Below are 24,353 nucleotides of genomic sequence, written 5' to 3' on the forward strand. Positions count from 1 at the left end.
GCGCCTCCCCCGCCCGTCGCGGGCGGTGGGATCGTTCGTCGTGCGCCCGTCTCCGAGTCCCTCAAGGCGTTCGACGACGGAAGTCCATCACTGTGCAGAACAAGATCTCTGGGGCGCTGCCCCTTTTCACCGCGTCGGTGTTGTGGGGCACCACCGGCACGGCGAGCTCGCTGGCCCCCTCCGGGGCTCCGGCACCGGCCATCGGAGCGGCCGGACTGGTGCTCGGCGGGCTGCTGCTGTTCCTGTCCACGCGCGGGGCGCGTTCCCTGCCCGCCGCGTGCGGCGGGAACGAGCGGTGGCTGCTCGTGCTGGGGGCCGTCGCGGTGGCCGGGTATCCGCTCACCTTCTACCCGGCCGTGTCCCGCACGGGCGTGGCCGTGGCGACCGTGATCGCGCTGGGGAGCGCTCCGGTCTTCACCGGGCTGCTGGCCCGGCTCACCGGACGGTCCCGGCCCGGCGGCCTTCAGATGTGCGCCTCCGCCGGGGCGGTGCTCGGCTGCGCGGCCCTGGTGCTGGGGCCCGAGTTCACCCACGACGCGGCTCCGGTGGATCTCGCCGGAGTCGCCCTGGCCCTGGTCGCGGGCCTGTCCTACGCCGTCTACGCGCTCATCGGCGGCAGGCTCATCGCCCGCGGCCACGCCTCGAGCGCGGTGATGGGCACGATGTTCGGCGGTGCGGCGCTGCTCGTCCTGCCCGTGCTGCTGGGCGCGGGAGCGCACTGGCTCCTCACCTGGCGCGGCGCCGTGGTGGCCCTGCACCTGGCGGTCTTCACCACGTTCCTGGCCTACCTGCTCTTCGGCTTCGGCCTGCGCCGCGTCTCCGCCCAGACCGCCACCACGCTCACCCTGGTCGAACCGGCCGTCGCCGCCCTCCTGGGCGTCGCGGTCCTGGGCGAGCGGCTTCCCGTCCTGTCCTGGGCGGGGCTGGCGGTCCTCGCCCTGTCCCTGGTCCTCCTCCTCACCCCTGCCCGTCCCCGCCGCCTCCGGCTCCGTTCGAAAGAGCGGCTGACGGAGGCGTGAGGCCTGCGGCCGGCGGAACCGGTGCTTCGGACGACGGTTCCGCCGGCCTGTTCGCCACCGCCTCCGCCTCGGCCTCGGCCGCGGCGCCGAGCAGCCGGCGGCGGGCCCAGGCGAGCAGCACCAGCACGCCCAGCAGCAGGGTGGCGTTGGCCGCGTACTTGGCGGGATAGGACACCTCCCCCACCGGTTCGACCACGAAGGAGAGAGCCGCGTTGGCCACCAGGGCGGAACCGGCCGCGGCCAGCACGTGGACACGTCCCCACCCGGCCCGGCCGGACCACCGCAGCAGCAGGCCGCCGCAGACGACCAGCAGCAGCGCCTTCAACACGGTGCCCGTCCAGTGCGGGGGCAGGGCGTGGAACGTGGTCAGCAGGATCACGCCGAGGCCGCCGACCTTCCACGGCGACGGCACCCGCCCGGGACGCCTCACCCGGCGGCGCGGGACCGCGAAGGCCGCCGCGATCAGCACGAGAGCCAGCACGGCACTGGCCCCGAGCTGCGCGGGGGCGGCCATGAACTCCATGGTGTGCTCGTCGAAGAACACCAGAACCGCCAAGGCGTACAACAGGATCATCGTGCTCATGCCGAGCCTGCCCGACCACGGCCTCCCCGCGTAGCGCGGAGCGCAGGACTCGACCACGGCGATCGGCGCGGCGAAACTCCAGATCACATGGCCCGCGACGAAGCTCAGCGCGTGGTTGACGCTGACGTCCGGACCGGCGAGAAGGGTGGGCAGCCGCTCCTCGTCCCAGAAGGGCTCGTCGATGAAGTCGGGGTTGAACAGGCTCTGGTCGATCAGCCCGGCCTGTACCACGCCGAACGCCGCGCTCAGCAGCAGGATCGCCGGCCAGCCCCGCCCGGTCCGCCGGACCACCTCGCGGATCATCACCGCGACCGTTCCGTAGAGCGGGGCGAGAACGAGCAGGCCGACCAGCATCTCCACCGGCCGGCTCACGAGCTCGAGGTAGCCGATGAGGTACTCGGCGCAGACGGGAGACAGCACCAGCAGGGCCAGGACCAGGACGGACCTGTGCCGCAGCGGCGGTCTCGGAGCGGTGCGGTCGGTGTCCAACTCCGTTCCTCTCGCGAGGGGGCGATGGAACGGAGTCAATCATAAACCGAGCGCTCGGTCTATTAATGTACGGCACCGCCCGCCCGCGGGCCTTCACCCGTCCGGGGCGGGGCGCTCCGGTTCAGGCGGGCTGCGGGACGAGGTCGCGCAGGCGGGAGTCGAGTTCGCCGCTGTAGAAGTCCATGAAGCCGTCGGGGTCGGGACCGGCGTTCTGCATCACGAGGTGGTCGAAGCCGGCGTCGACGAAGGGCTGGGCCACCTCGAGGAAGCGGGACGGGTCGGAGCCGCAGGCGAACTTCTCCAGGATGTCCTCTTCGCGCACCGTGGTGCTGGCGGCGTCGAAGTTGGCCGGGTTGGGCAGTTCGCTCATCACCTTCCAGCCGGTCAGCGCCCAGCGGGAGGTCTCCCACGCGGCCCGGGCCGCGGTGTGCTCGTCGGGGGCCCAGGCCATGGGGACCTCGGCGTAGCGCGGGCCCTCGCCTCCGGCCTCGCGGTACTTCTCGACGAGCTTCTTCTTGGGTTCGGTGGAGAAGATGCCGTCGCCGAGTTCGGCGGCGAGCCTGGCCGCCTGGGCCCCGCCCGCGGCCACCGCGATCGGCGGAGGCTCGTCGGGCAGGTCGAACACCCTGGCGTCCTCGATCTGGAGGTGCTCGCCCTGGTAGGAGTGGTAACCACCCTTCCAGAGCAGCCGGATGATCTCCAGGGCCTCGCGCATCATGTCCTGGCGGCCCTGCACCGAATGCGGGAACCCCGGCCCGACGACGTGCTCGTTCAGCCGCTCCCCGGAGCCGATCCCCAGCGTGAAGCGCCCGTCGGACAGCAGCGCCAGCGTCGCCGCCGCCTGCGCGATGATCGCCGGGTGGTAGCGGACGGTCGGGCAGGTCACGCCGGTGGCCAGCCCGATGCGCTCGGTCCTGGCGGCGATGGCGCCCAGCACCGTCCAGGCGAACGGCGAGTGCCCCTGCTCGTCCAGCCACGGGTGGAAGTGATCGCTGATCTCCACGAAGTCGAAGCCGGCCTCCTCGGCCCGCACCGCCTGCCGCACCAGCTCCTTGGGGCCGAATCCCTCGGCCATGAGCTTGTACCCGATCTTCATCGCCACCCCCGTGGTCGTGTTTTGCCCCTTCTTCCCCTTTTGCCCTATTCGTCGAATCGGACACCCGATCCGGGCATCTCCTCAGCGGTGCGCCCTGCCGGTCCGCTGCCGCCGGGCGAGCAGCTGGGTGCCGCCCCGGTCGACACGCAGGAGCCGGTCGTGCAGCCCGCGGCGGCCGAGCTCCCGCTCGAAGTCCGACAGCGGAGAACGGAACACGGTGTAGTCGTCGTAGTGGACGGGAACGACGGTGGCGCAGTCGATCGTCTCCAGCCAGAGCGCGCCCTGACGCCCGTTCATGCTGGCGGGGATCAGGCCCAGCAGCCGGGTCCCGCCCAGGTGGACGATGCCCGCGTCGATGTCCGGGTGGCGGCGCCGGATCTCGGCGAGCCCGCCGTACAGGAGCGTGTCGCCGCTGATGTACAGGCGCAGCTCCGGCTCGCCGCCCCGGGGGCCGAACTCCAGCAGGGAACCCATGACGGGCGGCGGCAGGCGGTACAGCGGCCCCGGCGCGTGCCGTCCGGGCATGGCGGTGACGCGCACCTGGTGGTCCTGCTTGGTGAGGACCTCGGAGTTCCAGGTGCGCAGCCCCTCGGCCTGGCGGAAGCCCCTCTTGCGCAGGGCGCGCGAGGCGGCCGGCGTGGTCAGGACGGGCAGGCGGCGGTCCAGGCGCCGCTCGGCCACCCCGTCCCAGTGGTCCCCGTGCAGATGCGACAGGATGATCCCGTCCAGCTCGGGAAGGTCCTCCACCCGTACGGCGGGATCCTTCAGCCGCTTGCTGGTCAGCCCGTACCCCAGATAGGCCCGCTGCCCCTTCCTGATGAAGTTCGGATCGGTGAGCAGCGTGAACGGCCCGTACCGGATGATCGTCGTGGCGTTCCCCACGAAGGTCAGTGTCGCCGCTTCCACAGCCATGGGTCCCCCTTAACTCCCTTTTCGGGAGCTACCCCCTGGCAGAGCGATCATGCGCTCCCGGCGAGGGCGCGGCGGGCGTAGGCGCGGACATCGGCGTCGGGGTCCTTCAAAGCCCTGGTCAGGGCTTCCGCACGCGCCGGCGCGGGGGTGTGCGCGGCCAGGGCGATGACGGCTGCTTTGCGCACGTCCAGGTGGGGATCGTCCAGGGCGCCGATGAGCGCACCGGTCGTGCCGGGGCCCGCGGCGGTGAGCGCCGTGGCCGCGCCCGCGCGGACTTCCCAGGACGGATCCGACAGGGCGGGGACGGCCAGGGAGGGAGCGCCGTCCAGGGAGGCGAACGCCTTGAAGGCCGCAGCGCGTACCAGCGGATCGAGATCCGCGGCCAGGATCGTCAGGACGGCGGCGGCTTCGGGGCGGGCCAGGTGGCCGAGGCCCGCGGCTACGGTGACCCGCACCTCGCGGGAGGTGTCGGAGGCCGCTTGCGAGACGGCCTTGACATCGTCCAGGGAGACCAGCCCGCGGACGGCCTGGAGCCGGACGCGGTGGTCGTCGTCCCGCAGAGCGGCGGCGAACAGGGCGGTACCACCCAGGCGCAAGGCACGCAGCACGTCCAGAACGGCGGCACGCACGACCGGGTCGGAGTACGGCTTCGTCAATGCGTCGGCGAGTTCGGTGCTCGGCGGGATGACCTCGACGAGTTCGCGCAGCGCGGTGGCCGCGGCGTGCCGTACCGAGGCGTGCGCGTCGCCGAGCGCGTCGACCAGCGCGGCCGCGAACCCTTCCGGGACCACTTCGGTGAGCGTGGCGACGGCAGCGCGCCGCACCTTCGGATCGGGATCGGCCAGGTAGGGAACGATGTCGGCGGTACCGGGAGCGGATTCGGCCATGCGCAGCAGTTCCAGGATGCGGGGCGAACGAGCTGCCGCCGACATGCCGCCTCCACCGGCGGAAGCCCCGGCCGAAGCCGTGTACTCCATCGGAGGCGCTGTCTCCAGCACCGTCCGCTCGATGCCCTCCGGCACGATGAAACCGTCCACCTCAACCCGGTAGGGATGCACCGGGACCTTCACGAACTCCATGTGCCCGTCCTCGCGACGCCGCACGTTCAGGTGCGAGAACCAGGAGACGTCATCTCGTCCAGGCAGGTCGGCGCGGTCGTGGTACAGCCCCCAGCGGCTCTCGGTGCGTACCAGAGAGGCACGGGCGGCCAGTTCGGCGCAGTCACGGATGAAGGTGACCTCGACGCAGCGCATCAGCTCGTGCGGGGTCCGCGCGCCCATCGCGGCGATTTCACCTGACATCCGCACGAACGCCTCCAGCGCCAGCTCCAGCTTCGCGCCGGTCTTGGGCGGGGCCACGTAGTCGTTGACGAATCGGCGCAGCTTGTACTCCACCTGCGGCTGCGGCGGCCCGTCGGGGTTGCGCAGCGGACGGTAGACCAGCTCGTGGGCGGCGGTGATCTGCGCTTCGTCCGGCTCGCCGTGCCGGAACGTCGCGGCGGCGTTCTCCCCCGCCAGCTCACCGAACACGAAGGCGCCGATCATGTAGTTGTGCGGCACGCACGCCAGGTCTCCCGCCGCGTACAGGCCGGGCACGGTGGTGCGGGCGTGCTCGTCGACCCACACCCCGGACGCCGAATGCCCGCCGCACAAACCGATCTCGGAGATGTGCATCTCGATGTCGTGGGTGCGGTAGTCGTGGCCGCGTCCGGCGTGGAAGGTGCCGCGGGTGGGCCGTTCGGTGGTGTGCAGGACGTCCTCGAGCCGGGAGAGCGTCTCGTCCGGCAGGTGGGTGGTCTTGAGGTAGATCGGGCCGCGTGCCGAGTCGATCTCCCGTTTGACCTCGGCCATCATCTGGCCGGACCAGTAGTCGCAGTCGACGAACCGCTCGCCGCGGTTGTTGACCTGGTAGCCGCCGAACGGATTGGCGACGTAGGCGCAGGCCGGTCCGTTGTAGTCCTTGATGAGCGGGTTGATCTGGAAGCATTCCAGACCGCTGAGCTCGGCTCCGGCGTGGTAGGCCATCGCGTATCCGTCGCCGGCGTTGGCGGGGTTCTCGTACGTGCCGTACAGGTAGCCGGAGGCGGGCAGGCCGAGCCGCCCGCACGGCCCCGTCGCCAGGATGACGGCCCCCGCGCGCACCACGACGAACTCCCCGGTGCGGGTGTTGAATCCCGCCGCGCCGACCGCACGTCCGCCGGACGTCAGGACACGCACCGGCATCACCCGGTTCTCGATCCGCACCCGCTCGCGAATGTCCTTGCGGCGCAGCACCCGGTAGAGCACCTTCTTGACGTCCTTGCCCTCGGGCATGGGCAGCACGTAGGAGCCCGACCGGTGCACGCGCCGCACCGCGTATTCGCCGTGCTCGTCCTTCTCGAACTTGACGCCGTAGCCCTCCAGCCGTTCGACCATGGCGTATCCGCGGGTGGCCGTCTGCCAGACGGTCCGCTGGTCGACGATGCCGTCGTTGGCGCGGGTGATCTCCGTGACGTAGTCCTCGGGGGTGGCCATGCCGGGGATGACGGCGTTGTTGACGCCGTCCATGCCCATGGCCAGCGCCCCGGAGTGCCGCACATGCGCCTTCTCCAGCAGCAGGACCTGTGCTCCGTGCTCGGCGGCGGTGATGGCCGCCATGGTCCCGGCGGTCCCTCCGCCGACGACGAGGACGTCGCAGGCCAGTTCGGTCCGCTCCGACGGTGCGGGGATCTGCATCAGGTGGTCTCCAGGGTCTGGGCGCCGAGCGCGGCCAGTACGCGGGCGCGCAGCGCGGGGTCGACGGTCGTACGGGGATGCGGCACCTCGACGAGGTCGGCGAGCCCTCCGCCGCCCAGGACGGCGACGCGGTCGCCGAGCAGGAGCGCCTCGTCCACGTCGTGCGTGACGAACACGACCGTGGTGCTGGCGTTCCACACGTCGGTGAGCAGCCGCTGCATCTCGTGGCGGGTCTGGGCGTCCAGCGCGCCGAACGGCTCGTCCATGAGGACGGCGCGCGGCTGCCCGGCGAGGGTCCGGGCGAGCTGGACGCGCTGGCGCTGCCCGCCGGACAGGTCGCGCGGCAGCCGCCTCTCCAGGCCGGCCAGGCCGACGCGGGCCAGCCAGCCGTCGGCGCGGGCGTTGCGTTCGGCTCGCGGCACCCGCCGGATCGCCAGCGGCAGGGCGACGTTCGCGCGGGCGCTGCGCCAGGGCAGCAGCGCGTCCTCCTGGAACATCAGGGCCCGGTCGGCGGACGTGCCGCGTACCGGCCGTCCGTCGGCGAGCAGCTCGCCCGAGGCCACGGGCAGCAACCCGGCCAGGGCGCGCAGCAGGGTGGACTTGCCGCAGCCGGACGAACCCGCAACGGCGAGGATCTCGCCCGCCGCGACGTCCAGGTCCAGGCCGCCCAGGACGGGACTGCCGGCACGGGTCAGGGAAAGGTTCTTGATCTGGAAGGAGAGTGCGTTCATCGACGCGCCTCCGCGGGGAGCCAGCGGGTGGCGCGGCGGCCGAGCAGCTCCACCGCGCCGGAGGTGAGGAAGCCCAGCAGCCCGATCGTGATGATCCCGACGAGCACCCCGGGGTAGTCGACGATCGTGTAGGACGCCCAGGTGCGGTAGCCGACGCCGAACTGGCCGGAGATCATCTCGGCGGAGATGAGGCAGATCCAGGCCACTCCCATGCCGACCGACAGGCCGCCGAAGACGCCCGGCAGGATCCCGGGCAGCAGTACGCCGGCCAGCACCCGGACCCGGCCGCCGCCCAGGGTGCGCACCGCGTCCTCCCAGACGGGCGGCAGCGCCCGCACCGCGTGCCGTGTCGAGACCATGATCGGGAAGAAGGCCGCGGCGAACGTGATGAACACGATGCCCTGCTCGCTCTGCGGGAACAGCAGGATCGCGATCGGCACCAGCGCGATCGCCGGAACGGGGCGGGCCAGCTCGAACAGGGGCAGCAGCAGGTCCCCCGCCCGGCGGGAACGCGCCACGAGCGTGCCCAGCAGGCCGCCGAAGAGGGCGGCGAGCACGAACCCCGTGAGGATGCGCACCAGGCTCTGGGCCAGATCCTGGTAGTAGACGCCGGTGGTGAGCTGGCGGCCGAACTCCGCCAGCACGTCGCCGGGGCCGGGGAACCGGTCGAAGCGCAGCAGGAACACCACGTCGTGCTCGGTCAACAGGTACCACAGGCCGAGGGCCGCGAGCGGGGAACCGGCGCGCAGCAGGATCCTCATGCCTCTTTCACCGCCTCTTCGTAGGAGACGGGCACGGTTCCGGAGTGGGAGGCGGCGTAGGCGTCGGCGTTCTCCTGCGTGGCGAACGGCAGGAAGTCGTCGCCGTCACGGAGCCAGACACTGTGGTCGGCGAACCATCGGGTGCCAGTGAGCGCGTCGGGTACGTAGGCGGCGCGGATCTTCCCGCCGGAGTCCCGTACCTCGCGGACGGCCTTCAGCAGCCCGTCGGGGTCGGCGGCGGGACGGGTTTCCCGTTCGCCGTCCAGCCACAGTTCACCGGCCTTGGCGGGGTCGCCGGGAAGGGCTGCCCCATTGGTGGTCTCGGCGACGTCGGCGTCGTAGGCCGGGCCGTAGGCGTCGCGTATGTAGGTGTCGTTGAAGAACGAAGGGACGTCCAGGGGCTTGTCCAGGACGCCGATCGACTTCAGGAACGGGACGTCCTGCTCGAACGCCTCACGTTGGGACGGCTTGATCGTCACGTCGAAGGTGGAGATCCCGTTGGGGCCGTTGTAGAGGTAGACGGTCTCGGGTGCCAGTCCGGTCTCCTTCGCGACGGACTCGGCGGCCTCGAGCGGGTGCTCGTGCAGGTAGGCGGTGGCCTGGATCTGCGCCTTGAGGAACGCCTGGAGCACGTCTGCGCTGTCCTCGGCGAACTTCTGACGGACGACGGTGCCGTGGAAGGTCGGCACGTTCAGGGAACCGCCGTCGTACAGCAGGCGTGCCTGCCCGGCCTGGACGAGCTGGCCCGGCCAGGCGACGAACTGGGCGAGCGCGGCGACGCCGCCGGACTGCAGCGCCGAGGCCCCGACCGAGGGCTGCTGGTTCTCGGTCCTGATGTCCTTGGCGGCGTCCAGGCCCAGCTTGTCCAGTGCCTGGACGAGGGTGCCGTGCCCGGCTGAGCCGACGCTGGCCGAGACGTTCCGGCCCTTGAGGTCGCGCAGGGTGCGGGCCGTGGAGTCCGGGGCGACGACGACGCCGTTGAGCGCGCCCCGCAGGTTGTATCCGGTGACGGCGACCAGTTCGGTGCGGGCGTCTCCGCCCTGGGCCTGGGCACGGGAGCCGTTGATGAGCAGCGGGTAGTCGCCCATCGAACCGATGTCGATCTTTCCGGCGAGCATCTCGGCGGTGATGGGCGCGCCGGACTCGTAGTCCTGCCAGACGACCTGGTAGCGGTCGCCGAGGTTCTTCTCGAAGTAGCCGAGCGAGCGCAGCAGCGTGCCGGCGGTCACGGTGTTGATGGTCTTGGACTGGTAGCCGACCACGACCTTCGTCCTGCCCTCGGACGCCTCCCCCGCGACGGTGCAGGCCGAGGCCGCCAGAGCGGGCACGAGGAGGAGGGAAAGCGCGAGTCTCTTCATCGGTGGAGCCTTCTATCGCAGCAGGTAGGGAATGTCGACGGTGACGGCGCCCGTGGGGCAGCGGTCGGCGCACGGGCCGCAGTACCAGCACTCGTCCACGTACATGTGGGCCTTGCCGGTCTCGGGGTCCAGGGCCAGGGAGTCCAACGGGCATACGTCGATGCAGAGGGTGCAGCCCTCGATGCAGAGGGCGGCGTCGACGGTGACCGGCACGTCCTGCCGGTGGGGGACGAGAGGCATCTACAGGCTCCTGTGAAGTGTGCCGCGCAGGGTGAGCCGGTCGCCGCGGAAGCGGATGAACTCCAGGTCGACCGGACGGGCGTCGGCGAGGTGGGTGAGCCGCTCGACCAGCAGCGTCGCGGTGCCGCGGGGGGCTTCGAGGACGGCGGCGGAGTGCGGGTCGGCGTTGACGGCCTCGACGGTGAGCTCGGCTCGGCCGAGAGGGCCCTTCAGCCGTTCGATCAGCACGAAGACGTCCTCGTGGACGAGGTCCTCCTCCAGCAGGGCACGGCCCAGCTCCGGCTCGAGGTAGGTCTGGTCGAGGCTGAGCGGCACGCCGTTCAGACGCCGCAGCCGCTCGAGGTGGACCACGGGCGTGTCGTCGGGCAGTGCGAGCCGCGAGGTGATCGCGGGCGGCGGGGTGATGAGCCCGCAGGCCCGTATCTCGTTGACGATCACGCCGTGCTCGTGGAGGGTCTCGCCCAGCCCGAGGAGCCGGTGCAGCCCGTGCGGCACCTTGCCCGCGGCCGTGACGACGGTCCCGACGCCCGGCAGCCGCTCGAGGAGCCCCTCCGCGCGCAGGAGGTCCAGCGCGTCGCGGACGGCGTTGCGGGTCGTGCCGAACTCGGCGACGAGCCGCTCCTCCCTGGGCAGCACGCCGCTCTCGAACGCGCCCCGCCGGATCTGGCAGCGGAGCACGTCCGCCACCTGCCGGGCGCGGTCGGCCCGCAGCCTCCGCCCGTCACTGAGGTCGTATGCGCTGGTCACGGCTAAAGCCTACCAAGTAGGTAGGGAAACTAAGATAACGGGAGGGTCACGCCACCCCGCACCCCCGCCCGGCCAGCACCTTCACCGGAAACCACCCCACTTCCGCCACCCTCACGGGGCCGTACGACCGGGAGCGGGCGGTCTCGGTGGAGGGGGCGAGAGGCGGTCTCGGCTCGAGGCCGGTCGGTCTTCTCCCGTTCAGTCCGGTGCGTGCAGGGTCATGACCACGGGACAGTGGTCGGAGGCCTTGGGGTGGTCGAGACCGACGCCGTTGAAGCGCGGTCCGGTGTAGCGGTCGGCGCGGAGCGGGAGCCCCTTGCGCATGATCTCGGGCGGGTCGGGGTTGGCGGCCGCGAGGGAGCGGGACAGCAGCAGGTAGTCCAGCTGGGTGTAGTGCCTGCGGCTCTTGTAGTAGTGGCTCCAGCGTTCGTCCTCGGGGAGCCGGTCGACGACGTTGACGACCTGGTCCCAGGTCACGAGGTCGTCGATGGCGGGTTCGCCCTGGTCGTCGGTCTCCATGTAGTCGTTGAGGTCGCCGCACACGATGAAGGGGTGGTCGCCGGGGTCGGCGCCGAAACGCGCCTCGACGATCTGCCTGACGGCGCGTGCCTGGGTGCGGCGCCGGGGCGCGGTCTCCGCCCTGCCGCCCATCATCGATTTGAAGTGCTGCACGAACAGCGTCAGCACCTGTCCGGGTCCTGGCCACTCGACGTCGACTTCGAGGCAGTCGCGGGAGAACAGGGTGCCGGAGGGCCGGTCGGGGTCCGGCAGGTGCTGGTAGGAGCGGACGTGCAGGATGCGCTGCCGGGACAGGACCGCGACGTCGATGAGCCGCGGGTCGTTGCCGTCGATGCCCGCGACGTGGGGGTAGCGCGCGCGGCCTCCGAGCGAGCGGGCCCGGAAGTGCTTGAGGGTGTCGACGTTCTCGACCTCCTGCAGGCACAGGATGTCGGCGTCGATCTCCTGGACGGCGGCTCCGGTGAGCGCCTTGTCCGTCATGGACAGCGGGTGGAAGACGGTCCTGTCGACGGTCCAGCCGTCCTTGTTCGCCTCGTCCGGATCGACGCCGGATCCGAATCTGAACCGTGCGAAGAGATTCTCGACGTTGAACGTCGCCACCCGGATCGCCATGTTCCCTCCCACCACGACAGACTCTTTATTAGACATTCCCGATTTTCGAGATGAGCACACGAGTGCGTTCCCTGTGGCTACTTGTCGGGCCTGTCCGATGGGAGGACGCGGCGATACGCGGTCCGGGTCCGCTCTTCGAAAGCCGACCGGGTTTCCACCTCGGGTCGTACACGGCTCGCGTACGACGGAGCGTCTACGGAGCGGCCGTGATCTGGTGGACGGCCCGGCGGGCGGGGCCGCTCAAGAGGTGATCCCAGGAGGCGAACAGAGCGTGCAGAGCCGGGCCGTACCGGGCGCGGAAAGCAGGGTCCAGGTCGGCGATGTCCAGTTCGTTGGCCACGCTGAGCTCGGCGAAGTCCCTCAGCAGAGGCCGCGGCGGGTGCGTTTCCAGGCCGGTGAAGCGGTCGCGGAACGTCCCGTCCGTGCTCAGCCGGGAGTAGGTGAACGAACGGTCGCAACTGCCGTACAGGTAGACGAGGGCCTCGGTCTCGGGGCCGGTGACCGCGGTCAGTTCCGCGCGGTCGGCCGGGTCGCCCAGGGCGGTGGGAAAGCCGTCGGTGCCGTAGAAGGCGTGGGCGAGGCCTGCACGGCGCAGTGCGGGGCGGGCGCCCCAGGAGGCCAGGCGCTCCGCGACGCGGATCAGATGGGTGTGCAGGGTGCCGCCCGGATGGGAGATCTCCCGGGCGCCGCGTGCGGACAGCAGCGCGATGACGTCGTCGTCCATGCCGTGCCTCCTCGGTGGTCGACACCCGCCCACCGCTCCGCCGGGACCGTGCCGTACGGCCCGGGCAGTCGGAGGACCCGACGGAGCGGTGGGAGCGGGTTGCCGCCATGTCGTGGGGCTTGCCGGTTCACCGGTCCTCATCGTGTCCCCGGTCGTGCACCCCAGTCAATCCTTGGGTTTCCTTGCCAAGGGCTTAGGGATATCTTGGGTGTCCATGACGCTGGACGACCTGCGGGTGTTCGTCGCCGTGTGCGAGGCGGGGAACCTCAGCGCCGTGGCACGCGACCTGGCGCGCACCCAGTCGGCGGTCAGCCAGCACGTGAAGCGGCTGGAACGCGAGACCGGGATGGCCCTCGTGGAACGGCACACGCGCGGAGTCGTCCCGACCAGGGCCGGGCGGGTGCTCTACGAGGCGGCGCAGGGCGGAATCGCCTCGCTCGACGCCGCGCTCCGCCACCTGGGCGAACTGCGCGACGGCCGCAGCGGCGCGGTGCGGATCACCACGGGCGGCGTCACGGTACGGCATTTCATGGCCGGCACGATCCCGCTCTTTCGCAACCGCCATCCGGAGATGACGCTGGAGTTCCGCTCGGCGCACTCGACCCGCCGCTGCGTCGAACTGCTCCACAACGGCTGGGCCGACCTCGCCTGGATCACCTTCGACGAGCCGCTGCCCGGCATCGAGCAGCGGCCGGTCGTCGACCTGCCCTGGGTGCTGCTCGTCCACGCCGACGACCCGCTGGCCGAACGGTCGTCGATCGACCCCGCCACGCTCGCCACCATCCGCCACATCGCCCACCCGGACAACTCCGCCTCCCGCCGCCGCCTGGAGGAGGACTTCATCCGCCTCGGCATCCGCCCGCCCGCCCCGGTGTGCACCGCCGACTGGGACACCGCCGTCCTCCTGTCCGAGCTGGACGTCGGCCATGCGGTCCTCCCCGCCCTTCCCCTTCTGCTCCCGGACCCGGCCACTCCCCTGCGCACCGTCCCGATCCCCGACCTCACCCCCCTGACCGTCGGCTGGGCCGCCCGCCAATGGCACACCCTCAGCCCACCGGCGGCGGAGTTCGCCACCCTCGTCACCCGCCACCTGACCGGCGACCCGGAACGGCAGGAAGCGGTCCGGACGAGCCAGGAAGAGACGACGCCCTGGTGACGGGCATCTTCGATCTTCAAGAAGCCGTCGTTACGGACGGATTTGCAGAAGGACGCGGGGCCTCCTTCGAGAAGTCCTTCCGTGAGCCTGGCGGCTCAGCGGCCGGCCGGCACCGTTCGCCGAGCGATCAGAGGCGGTGGGGCAGCCTCCCTGGAGCGACCCGGACCGCTCCCCCTCTCCCTGGAGCGGTCTGACAGGTTTTGCCGCTTCTCTTTCCGGGAGCGGTCGGATGAGCCTTGCCGCTCTCCCTCGCGCCCGCGGGGTCGTGTGCCTGCTCCTTCCGGCGCTCGGGGCGGTTCAGGTCAGGAGGTCGGCCAGGGCGCGGGTGCGGGTGGGGTGGCGGAGCTTGCGCATGCCCTGGCGTTCGATCTGGCGGATGCGCTCGCGGGTCAGGCCGTAGCTCCTGCCGATCTCGTCCAGGGTCTTGGGGCGGTCGTCGTCCAGGCCGAACCGCTGGGAGATCACGGCCGCCTCCCGTTCGGTGAGGGTGGCCAGCGCGGTGTCCAGGTAGCGGCGCAGCAGGGACGCGGCGACCTCGTCGGCGGGGCCCGGCGCGTCGTCGGGGACCAGGTCGCCCAGCTCGGAGCCGCCGCCCTCGGCGAGCGGGGTGTGCAGCGAGGCCAGGGGCATGTCGTGGCGCAGCACCTGCTCGACCTTCTCGACGGGCAGGTCGAGGTGGGCCGCGAGCTCGGCGGACGTCGGCTCCCTGCCGAGCTCGCCCAGCAGGGAGCGGCGGGTGCGGGACACCCGGTTGAGGACCTCGACGAGGTGGACGGGGAGACGGATCGTGCGGCTCTGGTCGGCCAGGGCGCGGCCGATCGCCTGCTTGATCCACCAGGTGGCATAGGTGGAGAACTTGAATCCGCGCCGGTGGTCGAACTTCTCCACCGCGCGCATCATCCCGATGGTGCCCTCCTGCACGAGGTCCAGCAGGGGCAGCCCCTCTCCGGCGGCGTAGCGCTTGGCGATCGAGACGACCAGCCGGAGGTTGGCCCGGATCATGTGGTCCCTGGCGTGCTCGCCGTCCGCCGCGATCCGCTCCCACCCGTCCCGCTCGGCGGCGGTGAGCCCTTCGGTGTCGAGACGGCGCCGGGCCTGGACGCCGGCCTCGATGCGCTCTCCCAGCTCGACCTCCTGCTCGGCGGTCAGCAGCGGGGTACGACCGATCTCGTTGAGGTAGTCGCGCACCGGGTCGGCGGTGCGGACGTCGGATGCGGTGCGGGCGGCAACGGTCAAGAGCGGGTTCCTCTCCTTGGTGGCTTACGGGCCTAAACTTAGGTCGAGCACAGACATATGTCAAGAGTATTTTTTGGTCGGGTCTAGATATACTGGTGCCATGAGCACAAAGCCGACGGGTCTGCGGGAACTGAAGAAGCGGCAGACCAGGGAGAACATCTCGCAGCAGGCCACCAGGCTCTTCCTGGAGCGGGGCTTCGACCATGTGACGATCGCCGAGGTCGCGGTCGCCGCGCAGGTCGCCAAGATGACGGTCACCAACTACTTCCCCCGCAAGGAGGACCTCGCCCTGGACATGCACGACGTCTTCGTGCAGCTGCCCGCCCGGACGGTGCGCGAACGCGGCCCGGGCGAGTCCGCACTGGCCGCGCTGCACCGCGCCTACCTGTCAGCGGTGGCCGCCCAGGATCCCGTCATCGGCTTCTCGGGCCCCGAGTTCGCCCGCATGATCGTCGAAAGCCCCGCCCTGACGGCCCGCCTGCGCGAGTTCCACGACGACCGCGAGAAAGCACTGGCCGCCGCCCTCGCCGAGGAGACCGACGCGTCCCCCGACGACATCACCCCTCGCGTCGCCGCGGCCCAGCTGGCCGCCGTCCACCGCCTGCTCTTCGAAGAAACCCTGCACCTCACCGTCCAAGGCCGAGACAATGACGAGATCTCCCATACCCTCACCGACCACGCCCAAGCCGCCTTCGGCTGCCTGGAACCCTCCCTCGCCGACTACGCCATCCGAAAGGAACCCCTCCCCGCCACCCCGAGGTAGAGCCCACGACCTGCTCCGCCCCCACAACACGGACGTCCCGCTGCACCGATGGAGCGCTCGCGAACCGCTCCTGCCTTACGACCCGCTGCCACAGCGCGGGCGCCCCGCTGCGCCGATAGGGAGGCCGTGGGATGCTCTCGATCCTGTGGCACGGGTCTACCGGCGTCCTGGGCCACGTCGGGGCGGGACTCGGGATGCGATTTGCCTGGTCCGCCGGTCGGTCTCGGTGATCCGGGAGCGGTTTCGGGTGGTGGGGCGTTCGGTGGTGGTCACCGGGCGGGGGTCACCAGGCCCGCGTCGTAGGCGAGGATGACGAGCTGGACGCGGTCGCGGGCGTCGAGCTTGGTGAGCAGCCGGTTGAGGTAGGTCTTGGCGGTGGCGACGCTGATGCACAGCCGGTCGGCGATCTCGGCGTTGGACAGGCCGCTGCCGACCAGGGTCAGCACCTCCTTTTCCCGGTCGGTGACGCCGCTGAGGGATTTCGCCGGGCGGGACGGCGCGGCCGAGGGGCGGTCGACGAACTCCTTGATGAGCCTGCGGGTGACACTCGGCGCGATCAGCGCGTCACCCGCGGCGACGGTGCGCACGGCGGCGAGGATGTCGTCCAGTGCCATGTCCTTGACGAGGAACCCGGACGCGCCCGCTTGCAGCGCCCCGTAGACGTACTCGTCATCGTCGAAGGTCGTCAGGACGACGACATGGGTGGAGGCGGTGGCCGCGGTGATCAGACGGGTCGCCTCGATGCCGTCCATGCCGGGCATCCGGATGTCCATCACCACGACGTCGGGAGCGAGTTCCCCGACCAGCCGGACCGCTTCCGCGCCGTCCGCCGCCTCGCCCACGACCTCCACGTCCGCGGCATCGGCGATGACCATCTGCAAGGCCGCCCGGACCAGCGGCTGGTCATCGGCGAGTACGACACGAACGGTCATCGGAATCCAACTTCCACATCAGCCTCGGCGCCCATGACTTCCGTCCCGGCGTCCGAGTTCTCCGCCTCGGCGTCTACCGCCCGCGTCCCGGTGCGTGCCGCTCCTGTCCGGGCAGGGGTCGCTCCCGTCTCAGCAGGGGTTGTTCCCGCCTCGGTAGGGGTCGTTTCTGTCCCGGTGGCGGCCGCCTCCGTCTTGACGGTGGTCGTTCCCGACCTGGCGCGGGGCTCTCCCGTTCCGGTGAGCGCCGCTTCGGGTGCCGGCAGCAGGGCCGTGACCGCGAAGCCGCCGTCGGGGCACGGACCGGCGGTGAAATCGCCGTGCAGCAGCGCGACGCGCTCCCGCATGCCGACCAGCCCGTATCCGGTGTCCGTACCGGTGCCGCCGCCCCTCCCCCGGTCCCGGATCTCGATGGCGAGTTCGTCTTCGCGGTAGTCGACGTTCACCCGGCAGGAATCGGCGCCCGAGTGCCGCACGGCATTGGCCACCGATTCCTGGATGATCCGGAAGGCCGCGAGGTCGACGTCCGAGGAGAGGACACGGCGTCTGCCCATCCAGCACACGTCCACACGCATTCCGGCGGCCGTGGTCGTCGCGGCGAGCCGCTCCACGTCCGCCAGCCCGGTGGGATTCAGCGGGGACGGTATCGGTCCTTCGGCCGGGGCGGTGGAATGCCGGTCGGCCTGGCGCAGCGTGCCGAGCATCCGGCGCAGCCCGGTCAGCGTCTCACGCCCCGCCTTCTCGACCTCGATCATCGCCTCGCGCGCCCTGGCCGGCTGGGTCTCCACGACCCGGGCCGCGGCACCGGCCTGAAGGGCGATGACACCGATGCTGTGGGCGACCGTGTCGTGCATCTCGCGGGCGATGCGCAGCCGTTCGGCGATGACGGCCTGGGCCGCGGCCCGGGCGTGCAGCTCCTCGGTGTGGGAGCGGGCCTGGGCCGTCGAGTTGCCGATGAGCCAGGCGATGACGACGGTCAGCGCCATGAACGGCTCGGCGGCCGTGCCGGAATCGTCCCCGCTGATCCCGCGGAGAGCGAGATAGCCGGCGAGCACGCCGAGCGCTCCTGCGGCCGCGGTGAGCGAGCTCCGCCGGGGCAGCACGGTCGCGACGTAGCAGAGAGCGACGTCCACACCGAGCAACTGCAGAGGCGGGATCTCGTCCTGGCGCCAGGCCGCCGTCGAGACGATCGTGCCGGCGACCACCAGCCCGTACGCGACCGCGGTCCTGCGGCGCAGCAGCGCGCAACCGGCCAGCACCAGGACGAAGGAAAGGGCGAGCAGCCCCTGGGCCGCCGGCGAGTCCAGACCGTCCCGGGGGTAGCTGAGCGAATAACCCTGCCGCCTCGGCATCACGACGAATTCGATGAGGGGCCACACCGCCATCGCGACCCACAGCAGCCCTGTCCACAGACCTGGTGGCAGGCGCTTGATCAGCGGCAGAGGCGGTGAAACAGACATGCCGCGATGCTAACCCCCTGTGACGGACCCCGGCATCGACCTGTGGATGTAAACCCGGGGAGGACACCCTGCCTCGAGGATTGTCATCGACGGTTGGACGACGGACGGCAGGGTCCGGCGGCACCGTTGTCCCATGATCGAAGTCAACGGGCTCACGAAACGGTACGGCGGCACGACGGCCGTCAAAGACCTGACCTTCACCGTGCGACCCGGCCGGGTGACGGGGTTCCTCGGGCCGAACGGCGCGGGCAAGAGCACCACGCTGCGGATGATCCTCGGCCTGCACGAGCCGTCCAGCGGGACGGTCACCGTCGGCGGCCGCCCCTTCCGCGACCGCTCCCGCGGCCTGCGTCATGTCGGCTCGCTCCTGGACGCGCACGACGTGCACGGCGGGCGCACCGCGGCGGCGCATCTGGCCGCCCTGGCCGCCGGCAACCGCATTCCTCGGCACCGGGTGGCGGAGGTGCTGCAGGAGGCCGGTCTGGCGGAGGCCGCCCGGCGCCGCATCGGCGGCTTCTCCTTGGGAATGAAACAGCGGCTCGGCATCGCGTCCGCGCTGCTCGGCGATCCACCGGTGCTGATCTTCGACGAACCGCTCAACGGGCTCGACCCCGAAGGGGTCAAGTGGGTGCGTGATCTCTTCCGGCGACTCGCCGCCGAGGGCCGCACCGTGTTCGTCTCCAGCCACCTGATGTCCGAGATGGAGCACACCGCCGACCAGCTGGTCGTCATCGGCCGCGGCGAGCTGATCGCGGCGGAGAGCCTCGCCGGGTTCTCCGCCCGCGGCACCCGGTCCGACGTCACCGTGGGGACCTCCGCCTCCTCCGTTCTGGAGGGCCTGCTGGCGGCGGAGGGCGCGACGGTACGCGTGGAGGGCGATCTCCTCGTCGTGACCGGCTTGACCTCGGTCCAGGTCGGTGAGATCGCCCAACGGCACCGTCTCCCGATCCATCACCTCAGCACCCGCTCCTCCTCGCTGGAGGAGGCGTTCATGGAACTGACCGCCGACAGCGTGCAATACCTCGCAGGAGAGTCCCGATGACCACCACGAATGACACGAAGGCGACGCGCGCACCCGCCCGCGCGCTCGGCGGCACCGAGCCTCGAGCCCGCTTCCGTGACCTGGTCACAGCCGAGTGGATCAAGCTCCGGTCCCTGCGCTCGACCTGGATCGCCTATGCCGCCACGGCTCTGGCCGTCATCGCCCTCAACGTCGGCACCGCCTACGACACCTCCAGCCACTGGGCGGAGCAGAACCAGGAGGAGGCCGACTTCATCCGGAACGGGATCCCGCTCCAGGACGCCTTCACCGTGAACGCCTCCATGATCATGATGCTCGCCCTCGGCGCCCTCGGAGCCGTCATGATCCTGGTCGAATACGGCACGGGCATGATCCGCACGACCTTCGCGGCGGTTCCGGCCCGCCGCTCGGTGCTGGCGGCCAAGGCGGTCGTTCTCACGATGACCGCCACCGCCTTCGGCGCCTTCGTCGCGTCCACCTCTTTCGTCCTGACCCAGGCGGTCCTCAACGGCAAGGGCGTCGGTGTCCCGATCAGCCATCCCGGCGCCCTGCGCCTCGTTCTGGCCTCCGCGCTCCTCGCCCCGGTGAGCGCACTCGTCGGCCTGGCGCTCGGCACCGTGCTCCGGCACACCGCCGCCACCATGACCGCCTCGGTGCTGCTCCTCTTCATGCTCCCCATCGCCCTCTCCGACGACCGCCACTGGCAGGCGACCCTCGGCCACGCCACGCCTTACCGCGCCTGGCTCAAGCTCGCGGAGACCGGCCACACCCCGTCCCCCTTCCCCTGGACGACCACCGGCGCCTGGACCGTCTACGCCCTCTGGGCGATCGCCGCTGCGGCACTCGCCATCACCAGCGTGCACCGCCGCGACCAGTTATCCCGCCGGCACCATCCCCAAAGCCCAAGGCAGCTGCCCGGCCCCCGCATCCCAGGGAGGCCGGACAGCCGCTCCACACGCAGGACTGACCGCTTGGCCTCCTCTGAGAGGCCGCGCGTAGCTTCACGCGCGGGGACGGTCGCCGCGGCCTCCCGCAGCTGAAAAGGCAGTGCATCACTCATACGTAGGGCTGGCCGCTTGTCCCCCCCGCTTGAGAGGTCCGCACATCACTCCACACGTGGGGTGATTGCCTGGCCTCTCACGGTTGAGGAGGGGGGCTGTGTCACCGCACGCGCGGAGGGTTGTCCGGCCTCCCACGGTGGAGGAGGTCGTGCGTCGCTTCACGCATGAGGACGGTTGCCTGGCCTTTCACGGAGGGGGGAGGTCGTGCGTCGCTTCGCGGTCGTAAGGGCGGTGGTGACATTCTTGGTCGGTGCCCTCAACTGGTCTTGCGGGTGTCGTGTTCTTCGATGTCGACGGCACGCTCGTCCCGGGGACGAGTTCGTCGGTCTTTCTGGCCGGATTCCTTGGGCATCGGGATGAGCTGGCCAAGGCCGAGGAGGCCTATGCCTCCGGGGATCTGGACAATCGGCAGGTCTCCGAACTGGATGCGGCGGGTTGGGCGGGGGTTTCCGAAGATCGGATCTCCGGCTGGCTCGACGGGCTTCCCCTGGTCTCGGGCATCGCGGAGACCGTGACCTGGTGCCGGCAGAATGGGTTGGCGCCGGTACTGGCGACCCTCGCCTGGTCGCCGGTCGGTAGTCACCTGGCCGATCGCTTCGGCTTCCACGCGTGCAGCGGGCCTCGGCTGGAGACCGCCGGCGGACGGTTCACGGGACGGGTCGCCCGTCACTTCGACGAGTACGACAAACGCGACTTCGCCCTTGCCCAGGTACGAAAGATGGGGCTGGCCCGCCGCTCCTGCGGGGCCGTCGGAGACAGCCGCTCCGACCTGCCGCTGTTCGCATCCGTCGGGTTGAGCGTGGCGTTCAACGCCTCGGCAGGGGCGCGCGAGGCGGCGAGCGTCGCCGTGGACGGCGATGATCTGCGGAGCGTGCTCCCCTTCCTGGCGCGTCTTGTCCCGACCGCTCGCTGACGGCCGTGACAGGGGACACCGCTTCAGCTGCGTGGTTACCGCTTCTCTGATGTGAAAGATCATGATTGGGGAGTCGGTGGTGGAGAAGGAAGGACTCGGATCATGGTTCTCGCACGGTTCAAAGATCTTGTCGTGGACGCGGTCGATCCCGCTGCGCTGGGTGTCTTCCTGGCGGGGGCGGTGGGTCTGGACCGGGTCGCCCTTGATGACGGGGACGGCAAGCTGACCGGGCCCACTCCGCAGCACACGATCTGGATCAACCGGGTGCCCGAGCCGAAGACCGTCAAGCATCGCGTGCATCTGGACCTCTATGCGCGTTCGATCGCCGATCTGGAGGCGCTCGGGGCCCGGAAGGTCGAGGAGTTTCCTGAGTGGACGGTCATGCAGGATGTCGAGGGAGGCGAGTTCTGCGCGTTCCTGCGTGACGACCTGCCCCGCGACCGGATCCACGGCCTCGTGGTCGACTGCGCGGACCGGCGCGCGCAGGCCGCCTGGTGGGCGTCCGTCTACGATGCCGACGTCGCGCATCACCAGGGCTGGTCGACGGTGGAGAACATCCCCGGCATGCCGGTCGGCGCCTTCGACTTCGTCCAGGTCCCCGAGCCGAAGACCGTCAAGAACCGTGTCCACTGGGATGTGCACGCCGATGTCGCCGACCTGGCCGCGGCCGGTGCCCGCGTGCTGCGCGAGCGCGATGCGGAGATCTCCTGGACGGTCATGGCCGACCCGGAGGGCAACGAGTTCTGCGTCTTCGACCCCGAGACGTGAGGGGCGCTCCTCATCGAGGTGAGGTGGGGCTCCGGGCCGGTTCCACGTTCGTGGCCGCACCCGGTGTCCGTCCGCTGCTCGGTCCGTTCAGTCGTGCTGGGGCCGGTAGTGCAGGGCGGTGATGCCGCAGTCGAACGGGCGGGCTTCGACGAGGTGCAGCGGCTGCTTGGCGCCCAGGTCGGGGAAGACGGGCATGCCCTTGCCGATCGCCGCGGGGTTGACGAGCAGGTGCAGCTCGTCCAGCAGCCCCGCGGCGATCAGGTTGCGCACGAGGGTGGCGCCCCCGTAGGTGATGAGGTCGCCTCCCGGCTGGTCCTTCAGCCGGGTGATCGCCTCGGTCAGGTCGCCGCCGGCCACGACGGCGTTCTTCCACGGGGAGTGGGACAGGGAGTTGGAGACGACGGTCTTGGGGGTGTCGTTCATCCAGTCGATGGAGGCCTGGTCCTCGCCCTCGGGCCCGGCCTCCCAGGCGGGGATGAAGCCCTCGGCGAGCCTGCGGCCCAGCACGATGTGGTCCACCGACTCCATCAACGCCTCCACGTAGGCGCTGAGGTCATCGCTCCAGGAGAACGTCAGCCAGTCCATCTCGCCGTTCGGGCCCGCCATGTAGCCGTCGACGGTGACCTGGACCTGGAGCTTGAGCTTACGCATGGGATGTTCTCCTTCAAGATGGGCTGAGGCACTGAGATCGGCCGGTCGCCCGGCCCGCCGCTCTCTTCGTGCCCTCAGCTTGGCGGAACCCGTTTACGACTTGTTTACGGCTTCCCTCCGGGCCTGAACATACAGGTCCCGCCGGCTCGAGCCGCCCGTCCACCGCAGCTCACCGTCGGTACGCCAAAGCGGTTTCCCAGTCCCGTCGTCGGTGTGCCGGGGCTGGTCGTCTGGACTCCCCAACGGTGGGCCGGGGTCGTCTGCCGCGGCTCACCGTCGGTACGCCAAAGCGGTTTCCCAGTCCCGTCGTCGGTGTGCCGGGGCTGGTCGTCTGGACTCCCCAACGGTGGGCCGGGGTCGTCTGCCGCGGCTCACCGTCGGTACGCCAAAGCGGTTTCCCAGTCCCGTCGTCGGTGTGCCGGGGCTGGTCGTCTGGACTCCCCAACGGTGGGCCGGGGTCGTCTGCCGCGGCTCACCGTCGGTACGCCAAAGCGGTTTCCCAGACCGGTCGTCGGTGTGCCGGGATTGATCGTTCGGGCTCTCAAACGGTGGGTCGGGGCTGTCTGCTGGGGCTCACCGTCGGTATGCCCGGGGGGGGGGTCCCGGGCTAGCCGCCGGTGTGAGGGGCGGGGCCGCCGGGGTGCGGGTGCGCAGGCGGACGGCCATGAGGAGGAGGAAGGCCAGCCCTGCCAGCAGGTAGGAGTTGGCGATGACCGTCAGCAGGCCGTGGAGCCCGTACTCGTCCGGCCCGCCGTCGCGCGGGGTCCACCACGGCGGGGCCAGGAGGAACAGGAGGAATCCGCCCAGGGCCAGGGCGCGGTCGCCGTTGCGGACGAGGACGACGAGGGCCGGTACGGCCCATACCCAGTGGTGGCTCCAGGAGATCGGGGAGATGAGGAGGCCGGTCACACCGGTCACCGCAGCCGCGGCCGTCCAGTCGCCGCGGCGCGCCCAGGCGACGGCCGTCGCCAGGCCGAGGGCGCCGAGCAGGAGGGGGACGGCCTGGTACCAGGCGCCGACGTGGTCGACCCCGCCGAGGATCCGTGCCGCGGCACCGTAGGGGGACTGGTTGCTGATGTAGGGAACGCCGACCCGCGAGGTGTCGTAGAAGGTGTGCAGCCAGTACAGCCGCGAGGCGTCCGGGTTGACGAGGTGGGCGGCGGCCGTGCACAGGACGAAGGCGCCCGCGGCCGTCATCGCCGCTCTGACGCGTCCGGCCGCCAGGAGCAGGACGACGAAGACCGCCGGAGTGATCTTGATCGCCGCGGCGATGCCGATCCCGATGCCGGCCCGGCGGCCCTCGGACACGCGCTGGACGTCGGCCAGCACCAGGGCCAGCAGGAACAGGTTGACCTGGCCGAGGAACAGCGTGTGCCACACCGGTTCGAGCAGCAGCCCCAGTGCCGCCGCCGCGGCGACCGCCTTGCCGGTCGGGCGGCGTCCGGCCAGCCTCAGCGCCGAAGCGCACGCCCAGGCGAACGCCGCGACCGACGCCAGTTGCCACACCATGCGGGCCGCCGTCAGCGGCAGCGCGGCCATGGGGGCGAACAGCACGGCCATGAAGGGCGTGTTGGTGAACCAGAGCCCGGAGTGCCGCTCGCCGTAGAGCTGCGTCCCGTCCGTCACGGCCTGGCCGCCCAGCCAGTAGATGTAGTGGTCCAGGGATCGGTACGCGGCGGCGAACACCACGACTCCCACGATCTCGATGGCCAGGAGCCAGTAAAGGCCACGACGTTTCACGGCACCGCTTCCGTCACTCGAAGAATCCGGCAGAACGGTCAGAACAGTGCCGTGGCGGCTCCCTGCCGGGCATCGGGCCACGGGTGGCAATCGGCGCGGCGGACGGTGACCCGTGGGCTTACGCCCGCAGGCCGATGCCTCCGGGGGGAC

The 24,353-nt window shown here is 70.9% G+C and carries 23 protein-coding genes; 7 read left to right on the top strand and 16 right to left on the bottom strand.

The annotated features are described in order from the left end of the window. Positions 1-92: 92 nt before the first annotated feature. Positions 93-1,019: an EamA family transporter gene (locus tag C2865_RS26030; protein ID WP_232835815.1), complete on the top strand. Its 927-nt coding sequence runs from the start codon at positions 93-95 to the stop codon at positions 1,017-1,019. On the opposite strand, the gene C2865_RS26035 is transcribed toward C2865_RS26030, so the two are convergent. The 11 genes from C2865_RS26035 to C2865_RS26085 form a co-directional block, all read right to left on the bottom strand. Further along, positions 958-2,091, bottom strand: coding sequence for a hypothetical protein (locus C2865_RS26035; RefSeq protein WP_198653595.1), 1,134 nt, complete (start codon positions 2,089-2,091; stop codon positions 958-960). The two genes, C2865_RS26030 and C2865_RS26035, sit on opposite strands and share 62 nt — an antisense overlap. A gap of 121 nt (positions 2,092-2,212) precedes the next feature. Beyond that, positions 2,213-3,187 carry a TIGR03557 family F420-dependent LLM class oxidoreductase gene (locus tag C2865_RS26040; protein ID WP_106401172.1) on the bottom strand — a complete coding sequence of 325 codons (975 nt, stop codon included), beginning with the start codon at positions 3,185-3,187 and terminating at the stop codon, positions 2,213-2,215. Positions 3,188-3,268: 81 nt separating this feature from the next. Then, complete coding sequence (locus C2865_RS26045) at positions 3,269-4,099, bottom strand: MBL fold metallo-hydrolase (RefSeq protein WP_106401173.1); 831 nt, start codon at positions 4,097-4,099, stop codon at positions 3,269-3,271. 47 nt (positions 4,100-4,146) lie between these two features. Continuing rightward, positions 4,147-6,813, bottom strand: coding sequence for a fumarate reductase/succinate dehydrogenase flavoprotein subunit (locus C2865_RS26050; protein ID WP_106401174.1), 2,667 nt, complete (start codon positions 6,811-6,813; stop codon positions 4,147-4,149). After that, positions 6,813-7,544, bottom strand: a complete 732-nt coding sequence (locus C2865_RS26055) for an ABC transporter ATP-binding protein (protein ID WP_106401175.1) — start codon at positions 7,542-7,544, stop codon at positions 6,813-6,815. The genes C2865_RS26050 and C2865_RS26055 overlap by 1 nt, the downstream gene beginning before the upstream one ends. Next, the gene (locus C2865_RS26060; protein WP_106401176.1) at positions 7,541-8,305 is read right to left on the bottom strand and encodes an ABC transporter permease; all 765 of its coding nucleotides are present in this window, start codon (positions 8,303-8,305) and stop codon (positions 7,541-7,543) included. The genes C2865_RS26055 and C2865_RS26060 overlap by 4 nt, the downstream gene beginning before the upstream one ends. Next, a complete protein-coding gene (locus C2865_RS26065) occupies positions 8,302-9,663 on the bottom strand; it encodes an ABC transporter substrate-binding protein (RefSeq protein ID WP_106401177.1) in 1,362 nt (453 codons plus the stop codon). Before C2865_RS26065 ends, C2865_RS26060 begins: the two co-directional genes overlap by 4 nt. Before the next feature lie 12 nt (positions 9,664-9,675). Next, positions 9,676-9,903 (bottom strand): 4Fe-4S dicluster domain-containing protein, encoded by a 228-nt coding sequence (locus C2865_RS26070; RefSeq protein WP_106401178.1) that lies wholly within the window; start codon positions 9,901-9,903, stop codon positions 9,676-9,678. Further along, a complete protein-coding gene (locus C2865_RS26075; RefSeq protein WP_106401179.1) occupies positions 9,904-10,650 on the bottom strand; it encodes a GntR family transcriptional regulator in 747 nt (248 codons plus the stop codon). It lies immediately after the preceding gene. A gap of 198 nt (positions 10,651-10,848) precedes the next feature. Continuing rightward, entirely contained in the window at positions 10,849-11,781 is a 933-nt protein-coding gene (locus C2865_RS26080; protein WP_106401180.1) for an endonuclease/exonuclease/phosphatase family protein, read from the bottom strand. 193 nt (positions 11,782-11,974) lie between these two features. Then, positions 11,975-12,505: a DUF6817 domain-containing protein gene (locus C2865_RS26085; RefSeq protein ID WP_106401181.1), complete on the bottom strand. Its 531-nt coding sequence runs from the start codon at positions 12,503-12,505 to the stop codon at positions 11,975-11,977. A gap of 214 nt (positions 12,506-12,719) precedes the next feature. Between C2865_RS26085 and C2865_RS26090 the strand changes: the two genes are divergently transcribed. Beyond that, entirely contained in the window at positions 12,720-13,661 is a 942-nt protein-coding gene (locus tag C2865_RS26090; RefSeq protein ID WP_106401182.1) for a LysR family transcriptional regulator, read from the top strand. Between the two features lie 297 nt (positions 13,662-13,958). Here the strand turns inward: C2865_RS26090 and C2865_RS26095 are convergent, their stop codons facing one another. Beyond that, positions 13,959-14,897, bottom strand: coding sequence for a sigma-70 family RNA polymerase sigma factor (locus C2865_RS26095; protein WP_106401183.1), 939 nt, complete (start codon positions 14,895-14,897; stop codon positions 13,959-13,961). A gap of 100 nt (positions 14,898-14,997) precedes the next feature. Here C2865_RS26095 and C2865_RS26100 point away from each other — a divergent pair, with 100 nt between their 5' ends. Then, positions 14,998-15,660: a TetR/AcrR family transcriptional regulator gene (locus C2865_RS26100; RefSeq protein ID WP_106401184.1), complete on the top strand. Its 663-nt coding sequence runs from the start codon at positions 14,998-15,000 to the stop codon at positions 15,658-15,660. 269 nt (positions 15,661-15,929) lie between these two features. Here the strand turns inward: C2865_RS26100 and C2865_RS26105 are convergent, their stop codons facing one another. Both C2865_RS26105 and C2865_RS26110 read right to left on the bottom strand, forming a co-directional pair. After that, entirely contained in the window at positions 15,930-16,592 is a 663-nt protein-coding gene (locus tag C2865_RS26105) for a response regulator transcription factor (RefSeq protein ID WP_106401185.1), read from the bottom strand. Then, the gene (locus C2865_RS26110) at positions 16,589-18,049 is read right to left on the bottom strand and encodes a histidine kinase (RefSeq protein WP_198653596.1); all 1,461 of its coding nucleotides are present in this window, start codon (positions 18,047-18,049) and stop codon (positions 16,589-16,591) included. The genes C2865_RS26105 and C2865_RS26110 overlap by 4 nt, the downstream gene beginning before the upstream one ends. A 133-nt stretch (positions 18,050-18,182) precedes the next feature. Between C2865_RS26110 and C2865_RS26115 the strand changes: the two genes are divergently transcribed. The 4 genes from C2865_RS26115 (at position 18,183) to C2865_RS26130 (ending at position 21,812) form a co-directional block, all read left to right on the top strand. Continuing rightward, positions 18,183-19,091 (top strand): ABC transporter ATP-binding protein, encoded by a 909-nt coding sequence (locus C2865_RS26115; RefSeq protein WP_106401186.1) that lies wholly within the window; start codon positions 18,183-18,185, stop codon positions 19,089-19,091. Then, positions 19,088-20,110 carry an ABC transporter permease gene (locus tag C2865_RS26120; protein ID WP_106401187.1) on the top strand — a complete coding sequence of 341 codons (1,023 nt, stop codon included), beginning with the start codon at positions 19,088-19,090 and terminating at the stop codon, positions 20,108-20,110. The genes C2865_RS26115 and C2865_RS26120 overlap by 4 nt, the downstream gene beginning before the upstream one ends. A 298-nt stretch (positions 20,111-20,408) precedes the next feature. Then, positions 20,409-21,044, top strand: coding sequence for an HAD family hydrolase (locus C2865_RS26125; protein WP_106401188.1), 636 nt, complete (start codon positions 20,409-20,411; stop codon positions 21,042-21,044). A gap of 102 nt (positions 21,045-21,146) precedes the next feature. Next, the gene (locus C2865_RS26130) at positions 21,147-21,812 is read left to right on the top strand and encodes a VOC family protein (RefSeq protein WP_106401189.1); all 666 of its coding nucleotides are present in this window, start codon (positions 21,147-21,149) and stop codon (positions 21,810-21,812) included. A gap of 87 nt (positions 21,813-21,899) precedes the next feature. Here C2865_RS26130 and C2865_RS26135 read toward each other — a convergent pair whose 3' ends face one another. Further along, entirely contained in the window at positions 21,900-22,463 is a 564-nt protein-coding gene (locus C2865_RS26135) for a dihydrofolate reductase family protein (RefSeq protein ID WP_106401190.1), read from the bottom strand. Positions 22,464-23,036: 573 nt separating this feature from the next. Next, entirely contained in the window at positions 23,037-24,203 is a 1,167-nt protein-coding gene (locus C2865_RS26140; protein ID WP_106401191.1) for a glycosyltransferase 87 family protein, read from the bottom strand. Positions 24,204-24,353: the final 150 nt, after the last annotated feature.

Origin of the sequence: Actinocorallia populi (assembly GCF_002995495.1) — a bacterium.
Lineage (GTDB): Bacteria > Actinomycetota > Actinomycetes > Streptosporangiales > Streptosporangiaceae > Actinocorallia > Actinocorallia populi.